Source organism: Streptomyces sp. NBC_00080, from assembly GCF_045041255.1.
Classification (GTDB): Bacteria; Actinomycetota; Actinomycetes; order Streptomycetales; family Streptomycetaceae; genus Streptomyces; species Streptomyces coriariae.
The window spans coordinates 4,295,993-4,321,243 of the sequence record NZ_CP108235.1; the positions used below are offsets into that span (position 1 = coordinate 4,295,993).

At 70.3% G+C, this 25,251-nt stretch carries 22 protein-coding genes; 12 read left to right on the forward strand and 10 right to left on the reverse strand.

Annotated elements, in window-relative coordinates; translation table 11 throughout:
- Positions 1 to 535: 535 nt before the first annotated feature.
- Entirely contained in the window at positions 536 to 1,369 is an 834-nt protein-coding gene (locus OHU34_RS19070) for an HAD family phosphatase (RefSeq protein WP_142265497.1), read from the forward strand.
- 415 nt (positions 1,370 to 1,784) lie between these two features.
- On the opposite strand, the gene OHU34_RS19075 is transcribed toward OHU34_RS19070, so the two are convergent.
- The gene (locus OHU34_RS19075; RefSeq protein WP_405767388.1) at positions 1,785 to 2,609 is read right to left on the reverse strand and encodes an oxidoreductase; all 825 of its coding nucleotides are present in this window, start codon (positions 2,607 to 2,609) and stop codon (positions 1,785 to 1,787) included.
- Between the two features lie 101 nt (positions 2,610 to 2,710).
- Between OHU34_RS19075 and OHU34_RS19080 the strand changes: the two genes are divergently transcribed.
- Positions 2,711 to 3,691, forward strand: a complete 981-nt coding sequence (locus OHU34_RS19080; protein ID WP_405767390.1) for an ATP-binding protein — start codon at positions 2,711 to 2,713, stop codon at positions 3,689 to 3,691.
- Between the two features lie 150 nt (positions 3,692 to 3,841).
- Here the strand turns inward: OHU34_RS19080 and OHU34_RS19085 are convergent, their stop codons facing one another.
- Positions 3,842 to 5,125: a hypothetical protein gene (locus tag OHU34_RS19085; RefSeq protein WP_405767392.1), complete on the reverse strand. Its 1,284-nt coding sequence runs from the start codon at positions 5,123 to 5,125 to the stop codon at positions 3,842 to 3,844.
- Positions 5,126 to 5,462: 337 nt separating this feature from the next.
- Between OHU34_RS19085 and OHU34_RS19090 the strand changes: the two genes are divergently transcribed.
- The 6 genes from OHU34_RS19090 (at position 5,463) to OHU34_RS19115 (ending at position 14,003) form a co-directional block, all read left to right on the forward strand.
- Positions 5,463 to 8,297, forward strand: coding sequence for a bifunctional SulP family inorganic anion transporter/carbonic anhydrase (locus OHU34_RS19090; RefSeq protein WP_405767394.1), 2,835 nt, complete (start codon positions 5,463 to 5,465; stop codon positions 8,295 to 8,297).
- 275 nt (positions 8,298 to 8,572) lie between these two features.
- On the forward strand, positions 8,573 to 10,531 hold the full coding sequence (acs, locus tag OHU34_RS19095) for an acetate--CoA ligase (RefSeq protein WP_142265492.1): 1,959 nt from the start codon (positions 8,573 to 8,575) through the stop codon (positions 10,529 to 10,531).
- A 170-nt stretch (positions 10,532 to 10,701) separates the two neighbouring features.
- On the forward strand, positions 10,702 to 12,159 hold the full coding sequence (gene nhaA / locus OHU34_RS19100) for a Na+/H+ antiporter NhaA (protein WP_142265491.1): 1,458 nt from the start codon (positions 10,702 to 10,704) through the stop codon (positions 12,157 to 12,159).
- Between the two features lie 98 nt (positions 12,160 to 12,257).
- Positions 12,258 to 12,746: a phage holin family protein gene (locus tag OHU34_RS19105; protein WP_020129291.1), complete on the forward strand. Its 489-nt coding sequence runs from the start codon at positions 12,258 to 12,260 to the stop codon at positions 12,744 to 12,746.
- A complete protein-coding gene (locus OHU34_RS19110) occupies positions 12,743 to 13,693 on the forward strand; it encodes an alpha/beta fold hydrolase (RefSeq protein WP_142265490.1) in 951 nt (316 codons plus the stop codon). Before OHU34_RS19105 ends, OHU34_RS19110 begins: the two co-directional genes overlap by 4 nt.
- Before the next feature lie 127 nt (positions 13,694 to 13,820).
- Positions 13,821 to 14,003, forward strand: a complete 183-nt coding sequence (locus OHU34_RS19115; protein WP_078615678.1) for a hypothetical protein — start codon at positions 13,821 to 13,823, stop codon at positions 14,001 to 14,003.
- A gap of 76 nt (positions 14,004 to 14,079) precedes the next feature.
- Here OHU34_RS19115 and OHU34_RS19120 read toward each other — a convergent pair whose 3' ends face one another.
- From OHU34_RS19120 to nth, 3 genes are all read right to left on the reverse strand, one after another.
- Positions 14,080 to 15,279, reverse strand: coding sequence for a MarP family serine protease (locus tag OHU34_RS19120; protein WP_142265489.1), 1,200 nt, complete (start codon positions 15,277 to 15,279; stop codon positions 14,080 to 14,082).
- Between the two features lie 120 nt (positions 15,280 to 15,399).
- Complete coding sequence (locus OHU34_RS19125; protein ID WP_142265488.1) at positions 15,400 to 16,095, reverse strand: CoA pyrophosphatase; 696 nt, start codon at positions 16,093 to 16,095, stop codon at positions 15,400 to 15,402.
- A 340-nt stretch (positions 16,096 to 16,435) separates the two neighbouring features.
- A complete protein-coding gene (gene nth / locus OHU34_RS19130) occupies positions 16,436 to 17,389 on the reverse strand; it encodes an endonuclease III (RefSeq protein WP_405767398.1) in 954 nt (317 codons plus the stop codon).
- A 329-nt stretch (positions 17,390 to 17,718) separates the two neighbouring features.
- Between nth and OHU34_RS19135 the strand changes: the two genes are divergently transcribed.
- Together OHU34_RS19135 and OHU34_RS19140 are read left to right on the forward strand one after the other, a co-directional pair.
- On the forward strand, positions 17,719 to 18,393 hold the full coding sequence (locus tag OHU34_RS19135; protein ID WP_020129286.1) for a Crp/Fnr family transcriptional regulator: 675 nt from the start codon (positions 17,719 to 17,721) through the stop codon (positions 18,391 to 18,393).
- 167 nt (positions 18,394 to 18,560) lie between these two features.
- Positions 18,561 to 19,388 carry a nucleotidyltransferase domain-containing protein gene (locus tag OHU34_RS19140; RefSeq protein ID WP_230195012.1) on the forward strand — a complete coding sequence of 276 codons (828 nt, stop codon included), beginning with the start codon at positions 18,561 to 18,563 and terminating at the stop codon, positions 19,386 to 19,388.
- Here OHU34_RS19140 and OHU34_RS19145 read toward each other — a convergent pair.
- From OHU34_RS19145 to OHU34_RS19160, 4 genes are all read right to left on the reverse strand, one after another.
- Positions 19,385 to 20,227: an MBL fold metallo-hydrolase gene (locus OHU34_RS19145; RefSeq protein ID WP_142265485.1), complete on the reverse strand. Its 843-nt coding sequence runs from the start codon at positions 20,225 to 20,227 to the stop codon at positions 19,385 to 19,387. The two genes, OHU34_RS19140 and OHU34_RS19145, sit on opposite strands and share 4 nt — an antisense overlap.
- A 175-nt stretch (positions 20,228 to 20,402) precedes the next feature.
- Positions 20,403 to 21,308 (reverse strand): NUDIX domain-containing protein, encoded by a 906-nt coding sequence (locus OHU34_RS19150; RefSeq protein WP_142265484.1) that lies wholly within the window; start codon positions 21,306 to 21,308, stop codon positions 20,403 to 20,405.
- Positions 21,309 to 21,472: 164 nt separating this feature from the next.
- Positions 21,473 to 21,937: a RidA family protein gene (locus OHU34_RS19155; RefSeq protein ID WP_142265483.1), complete on the reverse strand. Its 465-nt coding sequence runs from the start codon at positions 21,935 to 21,937 to the stop codon at positions 21,473 to 21,475.
- Positions 21,934 to 22,092: a DUF4177 domain-containing protein gene (locus OHU34_RS19160; protein WP_020129281.1), complete on the reverse strand. Its 159-nt coding sequence runs from the start codon at positions 22,090 to 22,092 to the stop codon at positions 21,934 to 21,936. Before OHU34_RS19160 ends, OHU34_RS19155 begins: the two co-directional genes overlap by 4 nt.
- A 120-nt stretch (positions 22,093 to 22,212) precedes the next feature.
- On the opposite strand from OHU34_RS19160, the gene OHU34_RS19165 reads away from it, so the two are divergent.
- Together OHU34_RS19165 and OHU34_RS19170 are read left to right on the forward strand one after the other, a co-directional pair.
- Entirely contained in the window at positions 22,213 to 23,190 is a 978-nt protein-coding gene (locus tag OHU34_RS19165) for an ArsA-related P-loop ATPase (protein ID WP_142265482.1), read from the forward strand.
- On the forward strand, positions 23,187 to 24,605 hold the full coding sequence (locus tag OHU34_RS19170) for an ArsA family ATPase (RefSeq protein ID WP_142265481.1): 1,419 nt from the start codon (positions 23,187 to 23,189) through the stop codon (positions 24,603 to 24,605). Before OHU34_RS19165 ends, OHU34_RS19170 begins: the two co-directional genes overlap by 4 nt.
- A gap of 14 nt (positions 24,606 to 24,619) precedes the next feature.
- Here the strand turns inward: OHU34_RS19170 and wblA are convergent, their stop codons facing one another.
- Positions 24,620 to 24,958 (reverse strand): transcriptional regulator WblA, encoded by a 339-nt coding sequence (wblA, locus tag OHU34_RS19175; protein WP_020129278.1) that lies wholly within the window; start codon positions 24,956 to 24,958, stop codon positions 24,620 to 24,622.
- Between the last annotated feature and the right edge of the window lie 293 nt (positions 24,959 to 25,251).

A 25,251-nucleotide genomic window follows, 5' to 3' on the forward strand; every position in this document is an offset into this window, starting at 1 on the left:
GCGATTCCCAAACGTGTGGAGAACCGGCAGCCGGTCTCCATATGAACGGCCGACAGAATCCGGCCGAACGCCCCCGGCAATCGGAACCGGCCGTGTGAAGCCGGCCCGGAGCGGACGCGTTGGAATCACGGTGCAGTGGGCCCGGAAATCGTGTGGATCTTGGTGGAAAACTGTGGACGAGCGGGTGGTTGTGAATATCGCTGTCACCCATACCGGTGAGCCCCGCACCATCTGCTGTGCGACTTCCGCAGAGGAGTCCGACGACTACGTACAGTGACGGAGGGAGGGAAACAAAAGAGGCGGCCGCGGCCGCCTCGATGCGGCTCACTGGCCGCGTTCAGAACTGAAAAACCCGCCCGGACATGCGACGACCCCCGCCGGGGGGGAGAGCGGGGGTCGCCTTCACGGCCGACTCGGGGGGGGAGGAGTCGGACCGCGTTAGCACGGTCGCGAACGATCCGTGACTTCCATGGTGTACCCGAGAGCCTTCTCAGGCAAACCCACACGCCCACCTTACGCCGAATGGGCTGCCCCTATGCTCATGGTTGTGGAAAACCACTCCTTGCCCCGCACAGCGGCCTTCTTTGACCTGGACAAGACGGTCATTGCGAAGTCGAGCACGCTCACGTTCAGCAAGTCCTTCTACCAAGGCGGTCTGATCAACCGCAGGGCGGCCCTGCGGACCGCATACGCCCAGTTCGTCTTCCTCGTGGGCGGTATGGACCACGACCAGATGGAACGGACCCGCGAGTACCTGTCCGCCCTCGTGCGCGGCTGGAACGTCCAACAGGTGAAGGAGATCGTGGCCGAGACCCTTCATGACCTGATCGACCCGCTGATCTACGACGAGGCCGCCTCCCTGATCGAGGAACACCACACGGCCGGCCGTGACGTGGTGATCGTGTCCACATCGGGCGCCGAGGTGGTCGAGCCGATCGGCGAACTGCTCGGCGCGGACCGCGTGGTCGCCACCCGCATGGTCGTCGGCGAGGACGGTTGCTTCACCGGCGAGGTGGAGTACTACGCCTACGGCCCGACGAAGGCGGAGGCGGTCAAGGAGTTGGCCGGGTCCGAGGGGTACGACCTCTCGCGCTGTTACGCCTACAGCGACTCGGCGACCGACCTGCCGATGCTGAAGGCGGTCGGGCACCCGCACGCCGTGAACCCGGACCGGGCCCTGCGACGCGAGGCCGTCGCACGCGGGTGGCCGATTCTCGACTTCCATCGGCCGGTGCGCCTCAAGCAGCGGATTCCGTCGTTCTCCGTGCCGCCCCGCCCCGCGCTCGTCGCGGCCGCGGCCATAGGAGCGGCGGCGGCCACCGCGGGCCTCGTCTGGTACGCGAACCGACGCCGGGCGGCGGCCGTCTGAAGCCGCTCCCGCGCGCGGGGGCGGCCCCCCACCCTTCAGGGACGCCCGTTTAAAACCCGTTTGGGAGCAAAAGCAAAGAACTGGTGCCAGCACTTCCACTTGCTGGGGTCCAGGAGTACAAAGGACTTAACGGCCCGCGAGACCAAGGACATCCGAGAGGATCACCTTAATAACGCATTTGGCCCCACGGACCGCGCATGACCACTGGGCACCCACGCGACGTCGACCCGTCGATTACGGGCCAGCCGCACCAGGTCACGGGCAAAGTTCCCGGCCTGATGGGCAATACATCGAGGACGCTTGGTAACCGGGTGAGCATGCCAGCGGCGGTACGAGAACTCGTACCGCCGCAACCCTTTGCAAGGCCCCCGCGAGGGGGCCCTTTGCATACCCGCGTCTCACGCGCGCGTGGGGCTCACGCCGCCCCGCGCTGCAGCGCCTCGCACACCGCCGTCGACTCGCGGGCGCCCAGCTCGACCGCCCTGCCGCAGTGCGCGATCCAGGACGCCATGCCGTCCGGGGTGCCGGAGACGTAGCCGTCCAGGGCCGCCAGATAGGCCGCCCGCCCCAGCTCGGCGTGCCCGACCTCGGCCGGGCAGACCGACTTGGGGTCGAGGCCGCTGCCGATCAGGACGATGCGCTCGGCGGCCCGCGCGACCAGGCCGTTGTGGGAGGTGAAGGGACGCAGGGCCAGCAGCTCGCCATGAACGACGGAGGCCGTCACCAGGGCGGGCGCGGAGCCTCCCGCGATGATCAGCTCGGACAGCCCCTCAAGACGGCCGGCCACTTCGGTGGCACTCGGCAGTGGCAGCTCGATCAGCGGCTCGTCGACCTTCTCACCGGCCTGTCGCGGACGGCCGACCTCGTCGTCGCTCGTCGCCGCGGCCACCAGATGCAGCCGCGCCAGCACCCGCAGCGGCGACTGCCGCCAGATGGACAGCAACTGGCCCGCCTCGGCGGACAGCCGCAGAGCCGCACCCATGACGCGCGCCTCGTCGTCGGCGCCGAAGTCGGTGCGCCGACGCACCTCTTCCAGTGCCCAGTCCGCGCCGGACAGGGCCGCCGAGCCGCGGGCGCCGCGCAGCGCGGCCTCGGAGGTGATCTCGGTGCTGCGGCGACGCATGACACGGTGGCCGTAGACCCGGTCCACGGCCTTGCGCATGGTCTCCACGGACTCGGCCACACCGGGCAGGGAGCCCAGGGCCGCGAGCGGATCGGCGGACGCGCCTGTCGTACTCATGAGTACGACACTACGCAACGCGCGCGGGCACCCCACGAAGGAGTGGTCTTCTTCACGCACGCCTGCCACGTACAGCAATCACCGCACTACCCTTGGTGAACATGAAAATTGCTTTCGTCGGGAAGGGTGGCAGTGGCAAGACCACCCTGTCCTCCCTGTTCATCCGCCACCTCGTCGCCGACGGCGGGCCCGTGGTCGCGGTCGACGCGGACATCAACCAGCACCTGGGGCCCGCTCTCGGCCTCGACGAGGCGGAGGCTGCCGAGCTGCCCGCGATGGGCGACCGGCTGCCGCTGATCAAGGACTACCTGCGCGGCTCCAACCCCCGTGTCGTCTCCACCGAGACGATGATCAAGACAACACCGCCCGGTGAGGGTTCCCGGCTGCTGCGGGTGCGCGAGAACAACCCGGTGTACGACGCCTGCGCGCGGCCGGTGGAACTCGACGGCGGCGCCGTCCGTTTGATGGTCACGGGCCCTTTCACGGACGCCGACCTGGGGGTCTCCTGCTACCACTCCAAGACGGGAGCGGTGGAACTGTGCCTGAACCACCTGGTGGACGGGCCTGACGAGTACGTCGTGGTCGACATGACCGCCGGCTCGGACTCCTTCGCCTCCGGCATGTTCACCCGCTTCGACATCACGTTCCTCGTCGCCGAACCGACCCGGAAGGGAGTCTCCGTCTATCGCCAGTACAAGGAGTACGCCCGCGACTTCGGCGTCGAGCTGAAGGTCGTCGGCAACAAGGTGCAGGGCCAGGACGACGTCGACTTCCTGCGGGCCGAGGTAGGGGACGACCTGCTCGTGACGGTCGGCCACTCGGACTGGGTGCGCGCCATGGAGAAGGGCCGACCGCCCCGGTTCGAGCTCCTGGAGGACACCAACCGCCAGGCCCTGCGCCTGCTGCGGACGACCGTCGACTCGGCGTACGAAAGGCGCGACTGGGAGCGCTACACACGGCAGATGGTGCACTTCCATCTGAAGAACGCCGAGTCCTGGGGCAATGAACGGACCGGGGTCGACCTGGCGGCGCAGGTCGACCCCGGATTCGTCCTCGGCGAAAGCCTCACAGCCTCCGTGTGACGGCTTCCGTGCGATGGCCTCCGTGTCATGGCCTTCGTGTGATGGCCCCCGTGCGGCAACCTCCGCGTGACGGATCCTGTGTGACGGGCCCTGTCGGTGAAGGTTGCCGCCGGGTCACCACCTGGCTGCGGCGCCCGTCGGGCTGGGTGCCTACTGCCTGACCGCCGGAGCCCCGGGCACGCCCTTCGGGGCCGGTGCCGGGCTGCCGGACAGGAAGGACGCCCAGCCGGGCTTCGGGGACTCGCCGACCTCCAGCGTGCGCAGCTTGGCCACGACCTTCGGGTCCTGGGCGTCCAGCCAGTCGGCGAGCTGACGGAAGGACACACAGCGCACGTCCGGCTTGTTGCAGACGTTCTCGACGACCTCCTCGACGGCGCGCATGTACGTGCCGCCGTTCCAGGACTCGAAGTGGTTGCCGATGATCAGCGGTGCGCGGTTGCCGTAGTAGGCCCGGTCGAAGCCCTTGAGCAGGCCGTCACGCATCTGGCGCCCCCAGAACGCGTGCTTGTCGGGGTCACCCTGACTGGTGCTGCCGGACTGGTTGACCATGAAGTTGTAGTCCATGGTGAGCTGCTCGTAGGAGTGGCCGGGGAACGGCACGAGCTGCATCGACAGGTCCCACAGGCCCTGCTTCTTGCCGGGCCACACCTGGTTGTTGACGCCACTGGTGTCGTAGCGGAAGCCCAGCTCGCGGGCGGCCTTCATGAAGTTCTTCTGGCCCTCGAGGCAGGGGGTACGGGCGCCGATGAGTTCCTTGTCGTAGTCGAAGGGCAGCGGAGCCGCGTTCTTCATGCCGGTGTTGGTCTTCCAGGTCCTCACGAACCGCTTGGCCTGGTCGATCTCGTCCTTCCACTCCTCGATCGACCACTCACCGACGCCACCGTTCTTGCCGCAGAAGTGGCCGTTGAAGTGGGTGCCGATCTCGTTGCCCTCCAGCCACGCCAGACGTAGCTGCTTCACGGTGTCGGCGATGCCCTGCTCGTCGTTGAAGCCGATGTCGGAACGGCCCGGCGAGTGCTGCGGCGGCCGGTACAGGTCGGCCTTCTCCTCCGGCAGCATGTACACGCCGCTGAGGAAGTACGTCATCGTCGCGTGGTTGGCCTTGGACACCTGGCGGAAGTGCGAGAACAGCTTCTGGCTGTCCTCGCCCGCGCCGTCCCAGGAGAAGACCACGAACTGCGGCGGCTTCTGGCCCGGCTTCAGCCGCTCGGGGCGGGGCAGGTGGGGCTGCGCCCCGGTGTACGCGGTGGAGCCGTCGCCGATCAGGCGGACGACACTCTTGGGGGCGGCGGGTGCCGGCTTGGCCTTCTGCGGGCCCGGCACCCCCTCCCCGGAACCCTGGGAACCCCCGGTTCCCGTCGCGCAACCGGCGAGCGATGCGGCGACAGCCGCGGCGACCACTGCGCCCGCGGCGATCCTCTGGGTGGCGGCCATCTTCCGCCCACCTTCTTCCTTCTCTCGGCCAACGCCGGACGAGGGCGTTCTCTGGTGACGCGCCGGGACGAGCCGGCAGCGCCGTCAAGGTCGCATGGAGTCGAGAAGGAATTAGTACGACAAGCCGATAAAAAGGCCACTTCACTCTTGGAGGTGATTACCTGCCCCATTTGCCGCAAAAATCCATGCTTGGCCTTTACTCTGCATTACGATCTGTTTACCGAGCGTTGATTTTCATCCCGCCGCTGCACGCCGTGACCCACGGCCGCGACCGCCCCCGCCCCAACCGGGGGACCACATGTTCCGCGACCGCGCTGCCCCGGAGGAGACGGGAACCATGTCCGCCTGCGCCCCCACCCGCACCGACCACTCGAAGCGCACCGAGCGCATCCACCCGACCCACAGCCCCCCACCGGCCCCGCACCGCCGCTTCCGCATCGCGGGCGCGGACGTGTCCGCCTCGATCGCGGTCTTCCTGATCGCCCTGCCCCTGTCCCTCGGCATCGCCCTCGCCACCGGCGCGCCCCTCCAGGCCGGTCTCGTCGCCGCCGCCGTCGGCGGGATCGTCGCCGGGTGGGTCGGCGGTGCGCCGCTCCAGGTCAGCGGCCCCGCGGCCGGCCTGACCGTGGTCACCGCCGACCTCATCCAGCGTTACGGCTGGCGGACGACATGCGCCATCACCGTCCTCGCCGGACTCGCCCAGCTGGGTCTCGGCTGTCTGCGCGTGGCGCGCACCGCCCTCGCCGTCAGCCCCGCCATCGTGCACGGCATGCTCGCCGGCATCGGCGTCACCATCGCCGTCGCCCAACTGCACGTCGTCCTCGGCGGCACCCCCCAGAGCTCGGTCCTCGACAATCTCCGCGCTCTGCCCGCCCAGTTGGCCGGACTGCAGCCGGCGGCCGTGGCCGTGAGCGCGCTGACTCTGACCCTGCTGCTGCTCTGGCCACGTATCCCCGGCCGGGTGGGCCGCCTGGTGCAGAGAGTGCCCGCCGCGCTCGTCGCCGTCACCGGTGCCACCGCCATCGCCGCGCTCGCGGGCCTCACCCTGCCCAAGGTGGACCTGCCGTCCTGGAGCAGTCACGCGCTGGCGGGGCTGCCCGAGGGACCGGTGCTCGGACTCATGGCCGCCGTCCTCACCACCACTCTGGTGTGCAGCGTGCAGTCGCTGCTCGGCGCGGTCGCCGTGGACAAACTGATCGCCTCGCGGCCGGACCTGCTCAGCGCCCGCTCCACCCGTGTCGGCCGCTCCGATCTGGACCGCGAGCTGCTGGGCCAGGGCGCGGCCAACATCGTCTCCGGAGCACTCGGCGGGCTGCCGGTGGCGGGCGTGGCCGTGCGCAGTTCGGCAAATGTCCAAGCCGGTGCCGTGAGCCGGAACTCGACGATGCTGCACGGCGTTCTCGTAGTAGTCGCCGCGCTGCTGATGGTCCCGATCCTGGATCTCATCCCGCTCGCCTCACTCGCCGCCCTGGTGATGGCCGTCGGCATCCAGATGGTGTCCCTGCACCACATTCGCACGGTGACCCGCCACCGTGAGGTGCTGGTGTACGCCGTCACCACCCTCGGCGTGGTCGTCCTCGGCGTCCTGGAGGGCGTGACGCTCGGCATCGCCGTGGCTGTCGCCGTCGCCCTGCACCGCCTCGCCCGCACCCGGATCACACACCACGAGGAGGAGGGAGTCCATCACGTACACGTAAGAGGCCAGTTGACGTTCCTCGCCGTGCCACGGCTGAGCCGCATCCTGCATCTCGTACCCCAAGCCACCCATGTCGTCGTCGAGTTGGACGGCTCCTTCATGGACCACGCGGCGTACGAGGCCCTACAGGACTGGCAGAAGACACACACCGCCCGGGGCGGCTCCGTCGAGCTGACCGGCCGCCGCTCCAGAACGGGCCTCGACACCGGTACCGATGTCGAGGCGGAAACCGAGGCGGAAACCGAGGCAAGCGTCGGCTCCCGCAGCCGTACCGGCACCGGCACCAGAACCGGCCTCGACACCGGCACCGGCGCCGACCTCGACACCGGCGAAGGTGGCTCGGCCGCTCCCGCAGCCCTCGATCACGTTCGCACCGGCGAGGGCCCGATCGCCGACTGCCGCTGCCGTCCCTGGACGCCGTGGCGCAACCACCAGTGCGAAGTACCACGGGAAACGACACAAACCCCGCAGACCCCGCAGACACCCCAGGCATCGACACCGACACCGACATCACTGGCGGCGCAGCCTGCGGAGTCGACCGACGCAGCACGTCCAGCGGAAGCGACAGCGGCAGGGGCGCCCGAAACTGCCCAGGGGAGAGGAGAGAGAAAGAGGGAGACGACAGAGTCCGCCGAGTCAGCCAGGCCAAGAGAGCCGAAGCGGCCGGGCCAGCCGGGCCAGCCGGGTCAGCCGGGTCAGCCGGGCCAGCCGGGTCAGCCGGGTCAGCCGGGTCAGCCGGGTCAGCCGGGTCAGCCGGGTCAGCCGGGCGAGGAAAGGCAGCCAGGGGCGTCCGTCGAGCCGGGTGGGCATCAACTGGTACGTGGCATCAGCGCGTTCCAGCGCAACACCGCACCGCTGGTGAGGGGTGAGCTGGCGCGGCTGGCCCGGGAGGGGCAGCGGCCCACCCAGCTCTTCCTCACCTGCGCCGACTCCCGGCTGGTCACGTCGATGATCACCTCCAGCGGTCCGGGCGACCTCTTCGTGGTGCGCAACGTCGGCAACCTCGTGCCGCCGCCCGGTGAGGAGAGCGGGGACGACTCGGTGGCGGCCGCGATCGAGTACGCGGTGGACGTGCTGAAGGTGCGGTCCATCACGGTGTGCGGGCACTCCGGATGCGGCGCCATGCAGGCACTGCTCGACACCGAACCGGGCGGCGCGCGGACACCGTTGCAACGGTGGCTGCGGCACGGTGTGCCGAGCCTGGAGCGGATGGCAGACGGCGGCCGTCCCCGCGCCCGACTGGCCGGGCGGGCGCCGGTGGACGCGGTCGAGCAGCTCTGCCTGACCAATGTGGTCCAGCAGTTGGAGCACCTACGGGCGCACGAGTCGGTGACCCAGGCCCTGCGGAGCGGGGCGTTGGAGCTGCACGGGCTGTATTTCCACGTGGGTGAGGCACAGACGTACCTGCTCACCGAGGCGGCCTCGGGCGACGGCGAGTTGTTCGGTCATGTGGGAGAGGCGGGCGTGCCGGCCTGAACCGGCGCGACGCCTCCCGGATGTCTCGCGGCGGCGGGCGGGGATGTGAAAGGCGTTACACCGGCTGAACTCCGTCCGCTCCGTGTCCGTGGGTACGGATGACCCCTGGGTCGATCCAGGGGTCGGCCTCCGGCCACCGTAAAACGGGGTCGAGAAGCGGCGACCCCTACAGGTCTAAACCAATTTTTGGTCGGGCCTTGTCACCGGACCCCTGGGTCTGATGAGCTGTGGCCTGGGACACAACGGACACGGACACCCTTCGAGAGGGAGATGTCGTGAGCAACGAATCCTTGGCCAACCTGCTCAAGGAAGAACGCAGGTTCGCGCCGCCCGCCGATCTGGCGGCCGACGCCAACGTCACGGCGGAGGCGTACGAGCAGGCCAAGGCTGACCGGCTCGGCTTCTGGGCCGAGCAGGCGCGTCGGCTGACCTGGTCCAAGGAGCCGACCGAGACGCTGGACTGGTCGAACCCGCCGTTCGCCAAGTGGTTCAAGGACGGCGAGCTCAACGTCGCCTACAACTGCGTCGACCGGCATGTGGAGGCCGGCAACGGGGGCCGGGTCGCCATCCACTTCGAGGGCGAGCCCGGCGACAGCCGCGCCATCACCTATGCCGAGCTCAAGGACGAGGTGTCGAAGGCCGCCAACGCCCTGCTGGAGCTGGGGGTGCGGAAGGGCGACCGGGTCGCCGTCTACATGCCGATGATCCCCGAGACGGCGATCGCGATGCTGGCCTGCGCCCGCATCGGCGCCGCCCACTCGGTCGTCTTCGGCGGCTTCTCGGCGGACGCGCTGGCCACCCGTATCCAGGACGCGGACGCCAAGGTCGTCATCACCTCCGACGGCGGATACCGGCGCGGCAAGCCGTCCGCGCTCAAGCCGGCCGTCGACGACGCCGCCGACCGTGCGGGCAACGTCGAGCATGTCCTCGTCGTACGGCGCACGGGTCAGGACGTCGCCTGGAACGGCGAGCGTGACGTGTGGTGGCACGAGATCGTCGAGCGTCAGCCGGCGGAGCACACCCCGGAGGCGTTCGGCGCGGAGCACCCGCTGTTCATCCTCTACACCTCCGGCACCACGGGTAAGCCGAAGGGCATCCTGCACACCTCGGGCGGCTACCTCACGCAGACCGCCTACACCCACCACGCGGTCTTCGACCTGAAGCCCGAAACGGACGTCTACTGGTGCACCGCCGACGTCGGCTGGGTCACCGGGCACTCCTACATCGTCTACGGGCCGCTGGCCAACGGCGCGACGCAGGTCATGTACGAGGGCACCCCGGACACCCCGCACCAGGGCCGCTTCTGGGAGATCGTGCAGAAGTACGGGGTGACGATCCTCTACACGGCGCCGACCGCGATCCGTACGTTCATGAAGTGGGGCGACGACATCCCCGCCAAGTTCGACCTCTCCTCCCTGCGCGTGCTCGGCTCGGTCGGTGAGCCGATCAACCCCGAGGCCTGGATCTGGTACCGCAAGCACATCGGTGGCGACCGGACACCGATCGTCGACACCTGGTGGCAGACCGAGACCGGCGCGATGATGATCTCGCCGCTGCCCGGCGTCACCGCCACCAAGCCCGGCTCCGCACAGCGGCCGCTGCCCGGTATCTCCGCCACCGTCGTCGACGACGAGGCCAACGAGGTGCCCGACGGCGGCGGCGGCTACCTCGTCCTCACCGAGCCCTGGCCGTCGATGCTGCGCACCATCTGGGGCGACGACCAGCGCTTCCTCGACACCTACTGGGCACGCTTCGAAGGCAGGTACTTCGCCGGCGACGGCGCGAAGAAGGACGACGACGGCGACATCTGGCTCCTCGGCCGCGTCGACGACGTCATGCTCGTCTCCGGCCACAACATCTCCACCACCGAGGTCGAGTCCGCGCTCGTCTCCCACCCGGCCGTCGCCGAGGCGGCCGTCGTCGGCGCCGCCGACGAGACCACCGGACAGGCCATCGTCGCCTTCGTCATCCTGCGCGGCACGGCCGACGCCGAGGACAAGAACCTCGTCGCCGACCTGCGCAACCACGTCGGCACCACCCTCGGCCCGATCGCCAAGCCTCAGCGGATCATGCCGGTCGCGGAACTTCCGAAGACCCGCTCCGGCAAGATCATGCGCCGACTGCTGCGCGACGTCGCCGAGAACCGCCAGCTCGGGGACGTCACCACACTGACCGACTCCACCGTCATGGACCTCATCCAGGCAAAGCTCCCAGCCGCACCCAGCGAGGACTGAGCAGGTCAGGGAAGGGCACCCGGCGACACCGCGCCGGGTGCCCTTTTCACCCCTAGCGTGGGGATCACCGGATCCCTCCCGGCGCACTTTAGGTAAGCTAAAGAAAAAGGTGCGCCGGGAAGTCTGGTCGGCATGTGTTCACTGCTGCCCACCGACCGGAGGCCCCCACCGTGTCCGCGCCCCGCAACACCGCTCCCCGCAAGGTCTTCGGACGGCTGTCCCTGCCCGAGCGGAACTTCGTCGCGGAGGCGCTGCGCGCCGAGACCGTCGGCGGTGTGCTGCTGCTCGCCGCCGCCGTCGCGGCGCTGATCTGGGCGAACGCACCCGGGCTGCACGACAGCTACGAGAGCGTCAGCCACTTCCACTTCGGCCCCTCGGCCCTCGGCCTCAACCTCTCCGTCACGCACTGGGCGGCGGACGGCCTGCTCGCGATCTTCTTCTTCGTCGCCGGCATCGAACTCAAGCGAGAACTCGTCGCCGGTGACCTCAAGGACCCCAGAGCCGCCGCGCTCCCCGTCGCGGCCGCGCTGAGCGGGATGGCCGTACCCGCGCTCGTCTACACGCTCACCAACCTCAGCGGCGGTGGCTCGTTGGCCGGTTGGGCGGTGCCCACGGCCACCGACATCGCGTTCGCGCTCGCCGTGCTCGCCGTCATCGGCACGTCCCTGCCGAGCGCGATGCGCGCCTTCCTGCTCACCCTCGCGGTCGTCGACGACCTGTTCGCGATCCTGATCATCGCGGTCTTCTTCACGAGCGACATCGACTTCCTGGCGCTGGGGGGCGCGGCCGTCGGCCTCCTCGTGTTCTGGCTGCTGCTGCGCATGGGCGTGACCGGCTGGTACGTCTACGTCCCCCTCGCGCTCGTCATCTGGGCGCTGATGTACAACAGCGGCGTGCACGCCACGATCGCTGGCGTCGCGATGGGCCTGATGCTGCGCTGCACGACGCGCGAGGGCGAGGAACACTCCCCCGGCGAGCGGATCGAGCACCTCGTCCGGCCCCTCTCCGCAGGGCTCGCGGTGCCGCTGTTCGCCCTGTTCAGCGCCGGTGTGGCGATCTCGGGCAACGCGATCGGGGACGTCTTCGGCAAGCCGGAGACGCTCGGCGTCGTCCTCGGTCTCGTCGTCGGCAAGACGATCGGCATCTTCGGCGGGACCTGGCTGACCGCCCGCTTCACCCGGGCCTCGCTGAGCGAGGACCTCGCCTGGGCGGACGTCTTCGCCGTCGCGGCCCTCGCCGGCATCGGATTCACCGTGTCGCTGCTGATCGGGGAGCTCGCGTTCGAGGGCGACGCGGTCCTGACCGACGAGGTCAAGGCGGCCGTCCTGCTGGGCTCGCTGATCGCGGCGACCCTCGCGACGGTCCTGCTGAAGCTGCGCAACGCCGAATACCGCCGGATGTGGGAGGCCGAGGAGCGCGACGACGACCTCGACGGCATCCCGGACGTGTACGAGGAGGACGACCCGGCCTACCACCTGCGGATGGCGGAGATCTACGACCGCAAAGCCGCCGAGCACCGCCGCCGAGCCGAGGGGATCGCCCGCGAGAGCGGGCGCGAGGAGGCTCTCGGAGAGAGTCGGGGGAAGCCCGGGGAGGGGCCGACACGCGCCACGGGCCTACCGAAGTGACGGGCGGGGCAGGCGAGGAGGGCAACCGTCCGGCATGATCTGACGGGACGGTACAAAAGAAGTCAGAAGCAGCACAGCAGCAGAAGAGGGAGAACGCGATGAGCGCACCCGACGGCAGCCCGGTCGGCGCCGAACGCAGCATCGGCCAGCTGTTCGCCTCGGCGACGACCGAATTGTCTGCGCTGGTGCACGACGAGATCGCGCTGGCGAAGGCGCAGCTGAAGCAGGACGTCAAACGGGGAGCGACGAGCGGTGGGGCGTTCTCGGTGGCCGGCGGGGTTCTGCTGTTCTCCCTTCCGATGCTCAACTTCGCCCTGGCGTACGGCATTCGGACCTGGAGCGACTGGAACCTCGCGATCTGCTTCCTGCTCTCCTTCGCGGCGAACGTGCTCATCGCGCTCGTCCTCGTGCTGATCGGCGTGGTCTTCGCGAAGAAGGCGCAGAAGAGCAAGGGCCCGCAGAAGGTCGCCGCGTCGATGAAGGCGTCGGCGGGCGTCCTCCAGAACGCCAAGCCGCACCCGCGGCCCGAGCTGCCGCAGGACCGGGTCCCGGAGGCCATCGAGGCTGTGGCACGCTCGTCGTCATGACGGACCCCGCCACTCCTCCGGCCCAGCCCGCTTCGGTCGTACGGCCGGACGCCGTCTGCGGCGTGCAGGTCACCCATCGCGAGGTCGCCGCGAACGGTGCCCGCTTCCACATCGCCGAGGTCGGCGACGGTCCGCTGGTCATGCTCGTCCACGGTTTCCCGCAGTTCTGGTGGACGTGGCGGCACCAGCTGGTCGCGCTGGCCGACGCGGGCTTCCGGGCCGTCGCGATGGACCTGCGGGGCGTGGGCGGCAGCGACCGTACGCCGCGCGGCTACGACCCGGCCAACCTCGCCCTCGACATCACCGGTGTGATCCGCTCCCTGGGCGAGCCGGACGCCGCGCTGGTCGGCCACGACCTGGGCGGCTACCTGGCGTGGACGGCGGCCGTGATGCGCCCCAAGCTCGTCCGCAGGCTCGCCGTCTCCTCGATGCCGCATCCCCGGCGCTGGCGCTCGGCGATGCTCGCCGACGTCCGGCAGACGACCGCCGGCTCCCACATCTGGGGGTTCCAGCGGCCTTGGATCCCCGAGCGGCAGCTCACCGCCGACGACGGCGAACTGGTGGGCCGGCTGATCCGGGACTGGTCCGGGCCGCGGCTGCCGGAGGACGAGGCGGTGGCGACCTACCAGCGCGCCATGTGCATCCCCTCCACCGCGCACTGCGCCGTCGAGCCGTACCGGTGGCTGGTGCGCTCCATGGCCCGGCCGGACGGCATCCAGTTCTACCGGCGTATGAAGCGGCCCGTGCGCGTGCCCACGCTGCATCTGCACGGGTCCCTCGATCCGGTGATGCGCACCCGGAGCGCGGCCGGCTCCGGGGAGTACGTCGAAGCGCCTTACCGCTGGCGGCTGTTCGACGGACTCGGCCACTTCCCGCACGAGGAGGATCCGGTCGCTTTCTCCACCGAACTGGTCAATTGGCTGAAGGATCCCGAGCCCGATCGGTGATCGCGCCATCGGGCCCGGTACCCGGTTCCGGACGTCTGTACGACGAACAGCCAAATGCCCGGCGCATAGGCCAATTGGCCGCTCTGAGAACGGTTATCGACCTTGGGGCAGGGGCAGACGTCGGTGTATGGGCTGGACGCACGACTACAGTGACGCACCACGCAATCGCCGCTCGGCCAACGGCCTGAGCCCCCACCAACGAGGTGCCGACCCGCAACTGCCGGGATCAGACCTCCGGGTGGGCATTCCGCGCATCCTGCGCCGCCGGGCCCGCTGGGTCTCGGTCCGCCTGCGTCACCCTCGAGGCTGACCCGGCAGAGGAACGCCGAGGGGGCCCTGTGCGGGTCCCCTCGACCCCCCTTCAGCGGGGTGCTCCTGACGGCTCCTCAAAGGGCGCAGCTGTCGCTGTCCACCTGTTGGCCCGCGGTACGCCCCTCGGTGATGTCCTGCCGGATCTCGTCCGCGGTGAGGGCATAGCCGGTGTCGGCGTCGTCGAGAGACTTCGCGAAGACCACGCCGTACACCTTGCCGTCCGGGGTGAGCAGCGGTCCTCCGGAGTTGCCCTGACGGACCGTCGTGAACAGCGAGTACACGTCACGGCGCACGGTGGTGCGGTGGTAGATGTCCGGGCCGTTGGCCGTGATGCGACCACGCACCCGCGCGGCACGGACGTCGTAAGACCCGTTCTCCGGGAACCCGGCGATGATCGCGTCGTCGCTGCTCACCGCGTCCTCGGTGGTGAACTGCAGCGCGGGCGCGTCCAGATCCGGTACGTCCAGGACGGCGATGTCGCGCTTCCAGTCGTACAGGACGACCGTGGCGTCGTACTTGCGGCCCTCGCCGCCTATCTGGACGGTGGGTTCGTCGACGCCGCCCACGACGTGCGCGTTGGTCATGACGCGGCGCTCGCCGAAGACGAAGCCGGTGCCTTCCAGGACCTTGCCACAACTCTCCGCGGTGCCCATGACCTTGACGATGGAACGCTGCGCGCGCTTGGCCACCGCACTGTTCGCCAGGGCCGGGTCGGGCGGCTGGACGTCGGTGATCGGCTCGTTGGAGAACGGGCTGAAGACCTGCGGGAAGCCGTTCTGCGCGAGGACGGAGGAGAAGTCGGCGAACCAGGTGTCGGCCTGGTCGGGCAGCGCGTCGGACACCCCGTGCAGCACCTTGGAGCTACGGACCTCCTTGCCCAGCGTGGGCAGGGTGGTGCCGGCGAGGGCGGACCCGATGAGCCACGCCACCAGCAGCATCGCCACGACGTTGACCAGCGCGCCGCCGGTCGCGTCCAGCGCGCGGGCCGGGGACCAGGTGATGTACCGGCGCAGCTTGTTGCCGAGGTGGGTGGTGAGGGCCTGACCGATCGAGGCGCAGACGATCACGACGATGACCGCGACGACGGCGGCCGTGGTGCTCACCTCGGAGTTGTCGGTCAGCGCGTCCCAGATCACGGGCAGCAGGTAGACGGCGACGAGGCCGCCCCCCAGGAAACCGATCACCGACAGGATGCCGACGACGAAGCCCTGGCGGTAGCCGACGACCGCGAACCAGACGGCCGCAAGCAACAACAGGATGTCCAGCACGTTCACCGCTTCGCGCCTCGCCTCATCATTTCGCGGTCACCACAGGTCGGCCGGGGGTCCGACCCGCCGCGAAGCGGCGATGGGGCAGAGCTTCCCCCGGGCAGACACAGCACGGTGGACACCCTGTCATGACCGCCAGTCGAGCGGGACCTGCTTCTCGCGGTCCCAGGGGTGCTCCCAGCCCGCGAAGTGCAGCAGGCGGTCGATCACCCCGGCCGTGAAACCCCAGACAAGGGCGGATTCGACCAGAAATGCCGGGCCTCGGTGGCCACTGGGGTGCACGGTCATGGCGCGGTTCTCCGCGTCCGTGAGATCCGCCACGGGAACGGTGAAGACGCGCGCCGTCTCCGCCGGATCGACGACGCCGACCGGGCTCGGCTCGCGCCACCAGCCCAGGACCGGGGTGACGACGAAGCCGCTGACCGGGATGTAGAGCTTGGGCAGCACGCCGAAGAGCTGAACGCCGGCCGGATCGAGCCCGGTCTCCTCCTCGGCCTCGCGCAGGGCGGCCCGCAGCGGCCCGTCACCGTGCGGGTCGCCGTCCTCCGGGTCGAGGGCGCCGCCCGGGAAGGAGGGCTGGCCCGCGTGCGAGCGCAGGGAGCTGGCGCGCTCCATGAGCAGCAGCTCGGGACCTCGCTCGCCCTCGCCGAACAGGATCAGGACGGCCGACTGGCGTCCCGCGCCGTCCTCCGGGGGCAGGAAGCGGCTGAGCTGGAGCGGCTGGACCGTCTCCACGGCGTGCACCACCGGGTCCAGCCAGGCGGGCAGACCCTCCTTGCTGAGCGTCACCGCACCGCCCTGCGTGTTGCTCGCGCGTGTCATCGCCACACCACCCCCCGTTCTGCCCTGTCCAACGCCCGGCAACCGACAGATCGTTCCGCGGACCGTCCCCCGAACGCGTGTGTCCTGAGGGTCATTCGCGTCGCGCGGGTCACATGTGTCCTGCGGGCCGTGCGTGCCCTGCGGGGAGTACGGCGCGCGCGGGTCGCGGGCATGCGTAGGCCGGGGTGCCCCGCGCCGACCGTCCGTACCTCGTCGGTCCGTCCCTCGTCGATCCGCGCGACCTGATCGGGCCGGACCGCCTCCTCGGGCCGGACCGCCCGTTCGGTCCGTGCGGCCCGGTCGGTGCGGGCCGCCGTCCGCTCTTCCGTCTGCCCTTCCGTCATCCGGCCCCCAGCGGCGGGGCCGGCCTACCGCCCGCGTCCAGGTAGGCCTGGGGCGGGTTCAGGCGCTGGCCGGGGAAGCCGCCCTTCTCGTACTTCAGGAGCTTCTTCGCCTTCTCCGGGTCCGTCTCGCCCTCGCCGTACGCCGGGCAGAGCGGGGCGATGGGGCAGGCGCCGCAGGCGGGCTTGCGGGCGTGGCAGATACGGCGGCCGTGGAAGATCACGTGGTGCGAGAGCATCGTCCAGTCGCTCTTGGGGAAGAGCGCGCCGACGGCCGCCTCGATCTTGTCGGGCTCGGTCGCCTCGGTCCACTTCCAGCGCCGTACGAGCCGCTGGAAGTGCGTGTCCACGGTGATACCGGGCCGGCCGAACGCGTTCCCCAGCACCACGAAGGCGGTCTTGCGACCGACACCGGGCAGCTTGACCAGGTCCTCGAGCCGACCCGGGACCTCCCCGCCGAACTCCTCCACGAGGGCCTTGGAGAGACCCATCACCGACTTGGTCTTGGCCCGGAAGAAGCCGGTGGGCCGGAGGATCTCCTCGACCTCCTCCGGATCGGCGGCGGCCAGATCCTCGGGGGTGGGGTACTTGGCGAAGAGGGCCGGGGTCGTCTGGTTCACCCGGAGGTCGGTGGTCTGGGCGGACAGGACCGTGGCGACCACCAGTTGGAAGGGGTTCTCGAAGTCCAGTTCGGGGTGGGCATAGGGGTAGATCTCGGCGAGCTCGCGGTTGACGCGGCGGGCACGACGGACGAGAGCGGTGTGGGACTCGGGCTTCCTGACGACGGCACCCTTGCTCGCGCTCTTGCGCGCGCCCTTGCTCGCGGCACCTTTGCTCACGGCATCCTTGTCCGCTGGGGCCTTGCTCGCACCGCGACCGGCCGCGACCTTCTCGACGGCTGCTTTCCCGCTGTCGGCCTCATTCCCGCTGTCGGCCGCTTTCTTCGCAGGCATTTCGTTTGTCACCTTTGCCGTTTTCCTACCACCGCCGGGGTCCTGTTCGCCCACAGCGGAAACGCGACGTACAACCACCCGCCCAGCCCCCTTGGCCTGTGCTCTCACCGGCGTTTTGGACACTCGGCCAGCCTAAAGCCCGGCACCGACATCCGCCCCGGACCCTGAAGATCGGCCCCCAATTGGACCCCTGCCGCTTACCTCGGGACACGTGTGCGGCATCCTTGTGACAGATCACACTGTTTGGACCGTCCAGCAAAATGGGGAACACGGTCCCCTGGTAAGCGGGGGAGCAAGATCCCCTGAGCAGGTCGACAAGGAGAGAACTCGTGGACGACGTTCTGCGGCGCAACCCGCTCTTCGCGGCACTCGACGACGAGCAGGCCGCGGAACTGCGCGCCTCCATGAGCGAGGTGACCCTGGCCCGTGGTGACTCCCTCTTCCACGAGGGCGACCCGGGCGACCGGCTCTATGTCGTCACCGAGGGCAAGGTCAAGCTCCACCGCACCTCCCCGGACGGCCGGGAGAACATGCTGGCCGTGGTGGGCCCCAGCGAGCTGATCGGAGAGCTGTCGCTCTTCGACCCGGGTCCGCGCACGGCGACGGCCACCGCCCTCACCGAGGTCAAGCTCCTCGGCCTCGGTCACGGCGACCTCCAGCCCTGGCTGAACGCCCGGCCCGAGGTGGCCACCGCACTGCTGCGCGCCGTCGCCCGGCGCCTGCGCAAGACCAACGACGCCATGTCCGACCTGGTCTTCTCGGACGTCCCCGGCCGCGTGGCCCGCGCCCTGCTGGACCTCTCGCGCCGCTTCGGCGTGCAGTCCGAAGAGGGCATCCACGTCGTCCACGACCTGACGCAGGAGGAGCTGGCCCAGCTCGTCGGCGCGTCGCGCGAGACCGTGAACAAGGCGCTTGCGGACTTCGCCCAGCGCGGGTGGCTGCGCCTGGAGGCGCGGGCGGTCATCCTGCTGGACGTGGAGCGACTGGCCAAGCGGTCGCGCTGACGCCCGGTCCTGGCCGTACGGTGTGCAAGGGGGCGTCCCGGGGGCTGCGCCCCCAGCCCCCTTCCCCCCTGAAGGGGCCTCGTCCGCAAGCGCCGGACGGGCTGGAAGGCCCTGACCGGCACTGAAAATGCGACGGCTTCACACGCCTCTCGGTGCACAGTGACCCCATGACCGAAACGGTTCCTCACCGGGGTCTCGACTCCCGGGGCTGCATCGCCCGTGAAGGCTCCCTCGCGCGTGTGCCGTACGCGTTCCGGCCCGTCGTCGTGGCGGCTCGGGACCGGATCCCGGACGTCTTCGGTGCCCGCCTGCACAGCGCGTACCTCTACGGGTCGATTCCGCGCGGTACCGCGCGCGAGGGCCGCAGCGATCTGGACCTCCTGGTGGTCCTGCACGAGAAGCCGACCGACGCGGACCGCGCCGACGGCCGTGCGCTCGACGAGACCCTCGACAGCGAGTTCCCGCAGATCGACGGCGGCGGCACTCTGCTGGTCGGCCACGCGCGCGTGCTGAGCGACCTGGAGAGGCACGACCTGGGGTGGTTCCTGGCGTGCCTGTGCACGCCGCTGCTCGGGGAGGACCTCGCCGCGTACCTCCCCCGCTACCGCCCGGACTCCCTGCTCGCGCGCGAGACCAACGGCGATCTCGCCCTGCTCCTGCCGCGCTGGCGTGATCGCGTCGCCTCGGCGGGCGGCTCCGAGGAGGTCCTGCGGCCTCTCGTCCGGGGCATGTCCCGCCGCCTCGTGCGCACCGCGTTCACGCTCGTCATGCCCCGCTGGAACGGCTGGACGAGCGACCTGCACGAGATGGCCGAGGCCTTCGGCGCCTACTACCCGCAGCGCGCGGAGCAGCTACGGACGGCGGCCGTCCTCGGGTACGAGCCGAGCGGCGACCGCGCCGTCCTCTCTTCCTACGTCGACGACCTCGGCCCCTGGCTCGCCGAGGAGTACGCGCGCGTGCACGGCGTGAAGGCCGACAGGCCGGAGGAGCCCTAGACCGAACCCTGGATGAGCCCGTGCTCCCTCAGGTACTCCAGCTGCGCCCGCACGGACAGCTCCGCGGCCGGCCACAGGGAGCGGTCGACGTCGGCGTACACATGGGCGACGACCTCGGCGGGGGTGCGGTAGCCGTTCTCGACGGCCGTCTCGACCTGGGCGAGGCGGTGGGCCCGGTGGGCGAGGTAGAACTCCACGACGCCCTGTGCGTCCTCCAGGACCGGCCCGTGGCCCGGCAGGACGGTGTGGACCCCGTCGTCGACCGCGAGGGACCTGAGCCGCCGCAGGGAGTCCAGGTAGTCGCCCAGGCGGCCGTCGGGATGCGCGACGACGGTCGTGCCACGGCCGAGGACCGTGTCGCCGGTCAGCACGGCCCGGTCGGCCGGGAGGTGGAAGCAGAGGGAGTCGGCGGTGTGGCCGGGCGTCGGGACCACCCGCAGCTCCAGGCCGCCCACCGTGATCACGTTCCCGGCGGCCAGGCCCTCCTCGCCCAGCCGCAGCGCCGGGTCCAGGGCCCGAACCTTCGTGCCGGTCAGCCCGGCGAAGCGGGCGGCGCCCTCGGCGTGGTCGGGGTGGCCGTGCGTCAGCAGGGTCAGGGCGACCCGCTTGCCGGCCCGCTCGGCGGTGTCGACGACCGCGCGCAGGTGGCCGTCGTCCAGCGGGCCCGGATCGATCACGACCGCCAGGTCGGAGTCGGGCTCGGAGACGATCCAGGTGTTCGTGCCGTCCAGGGTCATCGCGGACGCGTTCGGCGCGAGGACGTTGACCGCGCGCGGGGAGGCCGGGCCGGAGAGGACTCCGCCTCGCGGCTGGCCGGGGAGGGCGGCTGCGTCGGTCATGCGAAGGGGCCTTCCCTAGGGCTGGGCGGAGGGCTGGGCGGAACGTCACCTCGGCGGCGGACGGCCGGCGCGGCACAACGAGGCGCTCCAGGCGGCACGAGAGGCCCGCGAAGGACCCGTCCCCCGCCGGTCGGCCGGCTTCGACCGCTCACGCCCGTCCGCCCACGGATGTCCGTCATGCGGTGCCCCCGCGCGTCTCCTCGGCCGCGTCGGTCACGCCGGTCGCCCCGATCGGGATGTGCTTGGTGAACTCGTCGTGCCCCGGCCACGACAGCACGACCTCGCCCTGCTCCAGGCGGGCTTCCGCCAGGACGGGCGTCAGGTCGAGGCCGGGGGCCGCGGCGAGCGCCTCGGCGGCCGTGCCGTACGGGACGAGCCGGCGCAGGGTCGCGATGGTGGGCGGCATCATCAGCAGCTCGCCCTTGTCGTACGAGGCCGCCGCGTCCGCCGGACGGATCCACACCGTGCGGTCGGCCTCGGTGGAGGCGTTGCGGGTGCGCTGGCCCTCGGGGAGCGCGGCCACGAAGAACCAGGTGTCGTAGCGACGGGACTCGAACTCCGGGGTGATCCAACGCGTCCAGGCGCCGAGCAGGTCGGAGCGCAGGACCAGGCCGCGGCGGTCGAGGAACTCGGCGAAGGACAGTTCACGGGCGGCCACGGCGACCCGGTCCGCCTCCCAGTCGGCGCCCGTGGTGTCACCGACGACGGAATCGGGCGTGAGCCCCGCGAGCAGGACGCCCGCCTCCTCGTAGGTCTCGCGTACGGCCGCGCAGACGATCGCCTGGGCCGCCGTCTCGTCGACGCCGAGCCGCTCGGCCCACCACGCGCGCGTGGGGCCCGCCCAGCGGACGTGAAGGTCGTCGTCACGCGGGTCGACGCCGCCACCGGGATAGGCGTACGCGCCTCCGGCGAAGGCCATGGAGGCGCGCCTGCGCAGCATGTGGACGACGGGGCCGCCGTCGGTGTCCTTCAGGAGCATGACGGTGGCCGCGCGCTTCGGGACGACCGGGGTGAGGGTGCCGTCCGCGAGCGCGCGGATGCGTTCCGGCCAGTCCTGGGGGAACCACTGCCCATTCGCCATGGGCGCGAGGCTATCCCGTGGTGCGCGAATGTTCGAGAGGCCCCCGAGGTCAGAGCGCCTCCACGGGGCGCCGGCGGGGACGCCTCCGGATGCCGGCGCGGCAGCCGGGAGAGGCGTCCGCAAGGCGCCTACAGGGCGAAGGCGCCTACGGGACCGGAAAGCGACTACTGGACGAGTTCCACCTGGATCTCGACCTCCACGGGCGCGTCCAGCGGCAGCACCGCGACGCCCACCGCACTGCGCGCGTGCACGCCCTTGTCGCCGAGAACCTCGCCCAGCAGTTCGCTCGCTCCGTTGAGGACGGCGGGCTGGCCGGTGAAGTCCGAGGCCGACGCCACGAAGCCGACGACCTTCACCACGCGCGCGATGCGGTCCAGGTCGCCCGCGACCGACTTGACGGCGGCCAGGGCGTTCAGCGCGCAGGTGCGGGCCAGCTCCTTGGCCTCCTCGGGGGTGACCTCGGCGCCGACCTTGCCGGTGATCGGCAGCTTGCCGTCCACCATGGGCAGCTGGCCGGCCGTGTACACGTACGGGCCGGACTGCACGGCCGGCTGGTAGGCCGCGAGGGGCGGCACGACCGCCGGCAGGGTCAGCCCCAGTTCGGCGAGCCTCGTCTCGACCGCGCTCACGCCTTCGCCCGCTTCAGGTAGGCGACGAGCTGCTCCGGGTTGTTCGGCCCGGGCACGACCTGGACGAGCTCCCAGCCGTCCTCGCCCCAGGTGTCCAGAATCTGCTTCGTTGCGTGGACGAGCAGCGGCACGGTTGCGTATTCCCACTTGGTCATGGGGCCGACTGTATCCGCTGTCGCCCGAGGGCCCGTTCCACAGGCCATGTGGCCGATATCGCCCCCCCTTGTCCACAGCCTCCCGATTGCCTCGGGCGCCGAATGGTTACGCTCGAAGACGTGAGCAGGCTCCAGGTCGTCAGTGGTAAGGGCGGGACCGGCAAGACGACGGTCGCCGCGGCCCTCGCGCTGGCCCTCGCCACGGCAGGGAAGCGAACGCTTCTCGTCGAGGTGGAGGGCCGGCAGGGCATCGCACAGCTCTTCGAGACACAGGCGTTGCCCTATGAGGAACGCAAGATCGCCGTCGCCTCGGGGGGCGGTGAGGTATACGCACTGGCCATCGATCCCGAACTGGCCCTTCTGGACTACCTCCAGATGTTCTACAAACTGGGAGGCGCCGGACGGGCCCTGAAGAAGCTCGGCGCCATCGACTTCGCCACCACCATCGCGCCCGGCCTGAGGGACGTGCTCCTCACCGGCAAGGCGTGCGAGGCGGTACGGCGCAAGGACAAGAACGGGCGGTTCGTGTACGACTACGTCGTCATGGACGCCCCGCCCACGGGCCGCATCACCCGCTTCCTGAACGTCAACGACGAGGTCGCCGGGCTGGCCCGGATCGGCCCGATACACAATCAGGCACAGGCCGTGATGCGGGTGCTGAAGTCGTCGGAGACGGCCGTGCACCTGGTGACGCTGCTCGAGGAGATGCCCGTCCAGGAGACCGCCGACGGTATCGCCGAGCTGCGGGCCGCGAAGCTGCCGGTGGGGCGGGTCATCGTCAACATGGTGCGGCCCGAGGTGCTCGACGCGGACGGTCTGGAACTCGTACGGACCGTGACTCGTTCTTCCGTCGCCCGGTCGTTGTCCGCCGCCGGGCTCGGCGGGGCGCGGCGCGGGGGGCACGCCGAGCGGCTGGTGGATCCGCTCCTTCAGCAGGCCGAGGAGTACGCCGAGCGGTACGCGCTGGAGCACGAGCAGCGCGCGGTCCTCGGTGAACTCGACCTGCCGCTGCACGAACTGCCGTTGCTCGCCGAGGGCTTGGACCTCGCGGGCTTGTACCAGCTCGCCAACGAACTGCGGAAGCAGGGGATCGCATGAGTCCGGATCAGGCTCACGACCAGGGAAGCACCCGGCGCCGTCTCTCCCCCGCGCCCGTGCTGGACCTCGATCCGCTGCTCGACGACCCGGCGACCCGCATCGTGGTGTGCTGCGGCTCCGGCGGCGTCGGCAAGACGACCACGGCGGCGGCGCTGGGGCTCCGGGCGGCCGAGCGGGGCCGCAAGGTGGTGGTCCTGACCATCGACCCGGCCCGCCGGCTCGCCCAGTCCATGGGCATCGACTCGCTGGACAACACCCCGCGCCGCGTCAAGGGCGTCGAGGGGGACGGCGAACTGCACGCCATGATGCTCGACATGAAGCGCACCTTCGACGAGATCGTCGAGGCGCACGCGGACGGCGACCGGGCTGCCTCGATCCTGGGCAACCCGTTCTACCAGTCGCTCTCGGCGGGCTTCGCGGGCACGCAGGAGTACATGGCGATGGAGAAGCTGGGGCAATTGCGCGCCCAGGACGAGTGGGATCTGATCATCGTCGACACGCCGCCGTCCCGCTCGGCGCTGGACTTCCTGGACGCGCCGAAGCGGCTCGGGTCGTTCCTGGACGGCAAGCTGATCCGCGTCCTGCTCGCGCCCGCCAAGGTCGGCGGCCGCGCGGGCATGAAGTTCCTGAACGTCGGGATGTCGATGATGACCGGCGCGCTCGGCAAGCTGCTCGGCGGACAGCTGCTGAAGGACGTACAGACGTTCGTCGCGGCGATGGATTCGATGTTCGGCGGCTTCCGCACGCGCGCGGACGCCACGTACAAGCTGCTCCAGGCGCCCGGCACGGCGTTCCTGGTGGTGGCGGCTCCCGAGCGGGACGCGCTGCGGGAGGCCGCGTACTTCGTGGAACGGCTGGCCGCCGAGGACATGCCGCTGGCCGGCCTGGTGCTGAACCGCGTGCACGGCAGCGGTGCCGCCCAGCTGTCCGCCGAGCGGGCGCTCGGCGCTGCGGAGAACCTCGACCTCGTCCATGCCCGCGCGGATGAAAATCTTGAAGAGCCCCGCATTGTGGATCAGGACGGCGGGAAAGCTGGTCTTCGTAACTCTCCCGACACGTACGGCAGTTCAGAATCTCCCGCAACCGATCCGGAGCGCGACGCCCCCACCGGCGCGAACCGGCACACGGCCACCGACACGGACCGGACAGCGAGCGCCGAAGCGAACACCGGCGCGGACGCGGACCGGACCGTGGACGACCTCACCGCAGGCCTGCTGAGGCTGCACGCGGAACGCATGCACCTGCTCTCCCGCGAGCAGCGCACGCGTGACCGCTTCACCGCACTGCACCCCGAGGTGGCAGTGTCCGAAGTGGCCGCGCTGCCCGGCGATGTGCATGACCTCACGGGGCTGCGGGACATCGGGAACCGGCTCGCGGCCAACCGGCCGGAGCTGCCCGAGGCTGCCGACGCCTGAGCCGAGGGTTCTCCTCAGCCCACCGCCGCGTAGTTCTCGTAGATCTCGTCGTCGTCGAGCGGCAGGATGCCGGCCCCACGCTCGTACTCCGAACGCGCCGTCTCCAGCAGGCGGCGCCAGGAGGTCACAGTCGGACGCCTGCGCAGCAGTGCGCGGCGCTCGCGCTCGGTCATGCCTCCCCACACGCCGAACTCGACGCGGTTGTCGAGCGCGTCGGCCAGACATTCGGTGCGTACCGGGCATCCGGTGCACACCGCCTTGGCCCTGTTCTGCGCTGCTCCCTGAACGAACAGTTCATCCGGATCGGTAGTGCGGCAGGCAGCCTGCGCACTCCAGTCGGTTACCCAGCCCATACCGGCGCCGTCCTCTCCCGAATCGAGGCTCCCCCACGGCGGCAGCGGCATATTCACCGCCGCCAGTTGAGGACGTTACGGAAGGTGGGCACAGCGCAACACCCCCTTCGGGCCCAATCTTGAATGGCCCGAACGGACTATGCGTAAGCGGCAGATCACCCGGGGGAGTGAGCCCGCGACATATGCGACTTTCCCGGCAACCGGGACAGTTCAGTTGAGTCACAACGGACGCCGGGTGACACACAAGGCAGATTCGGACACGTCCCCATCAAAAAGTCGGGGAACCTCCGGAA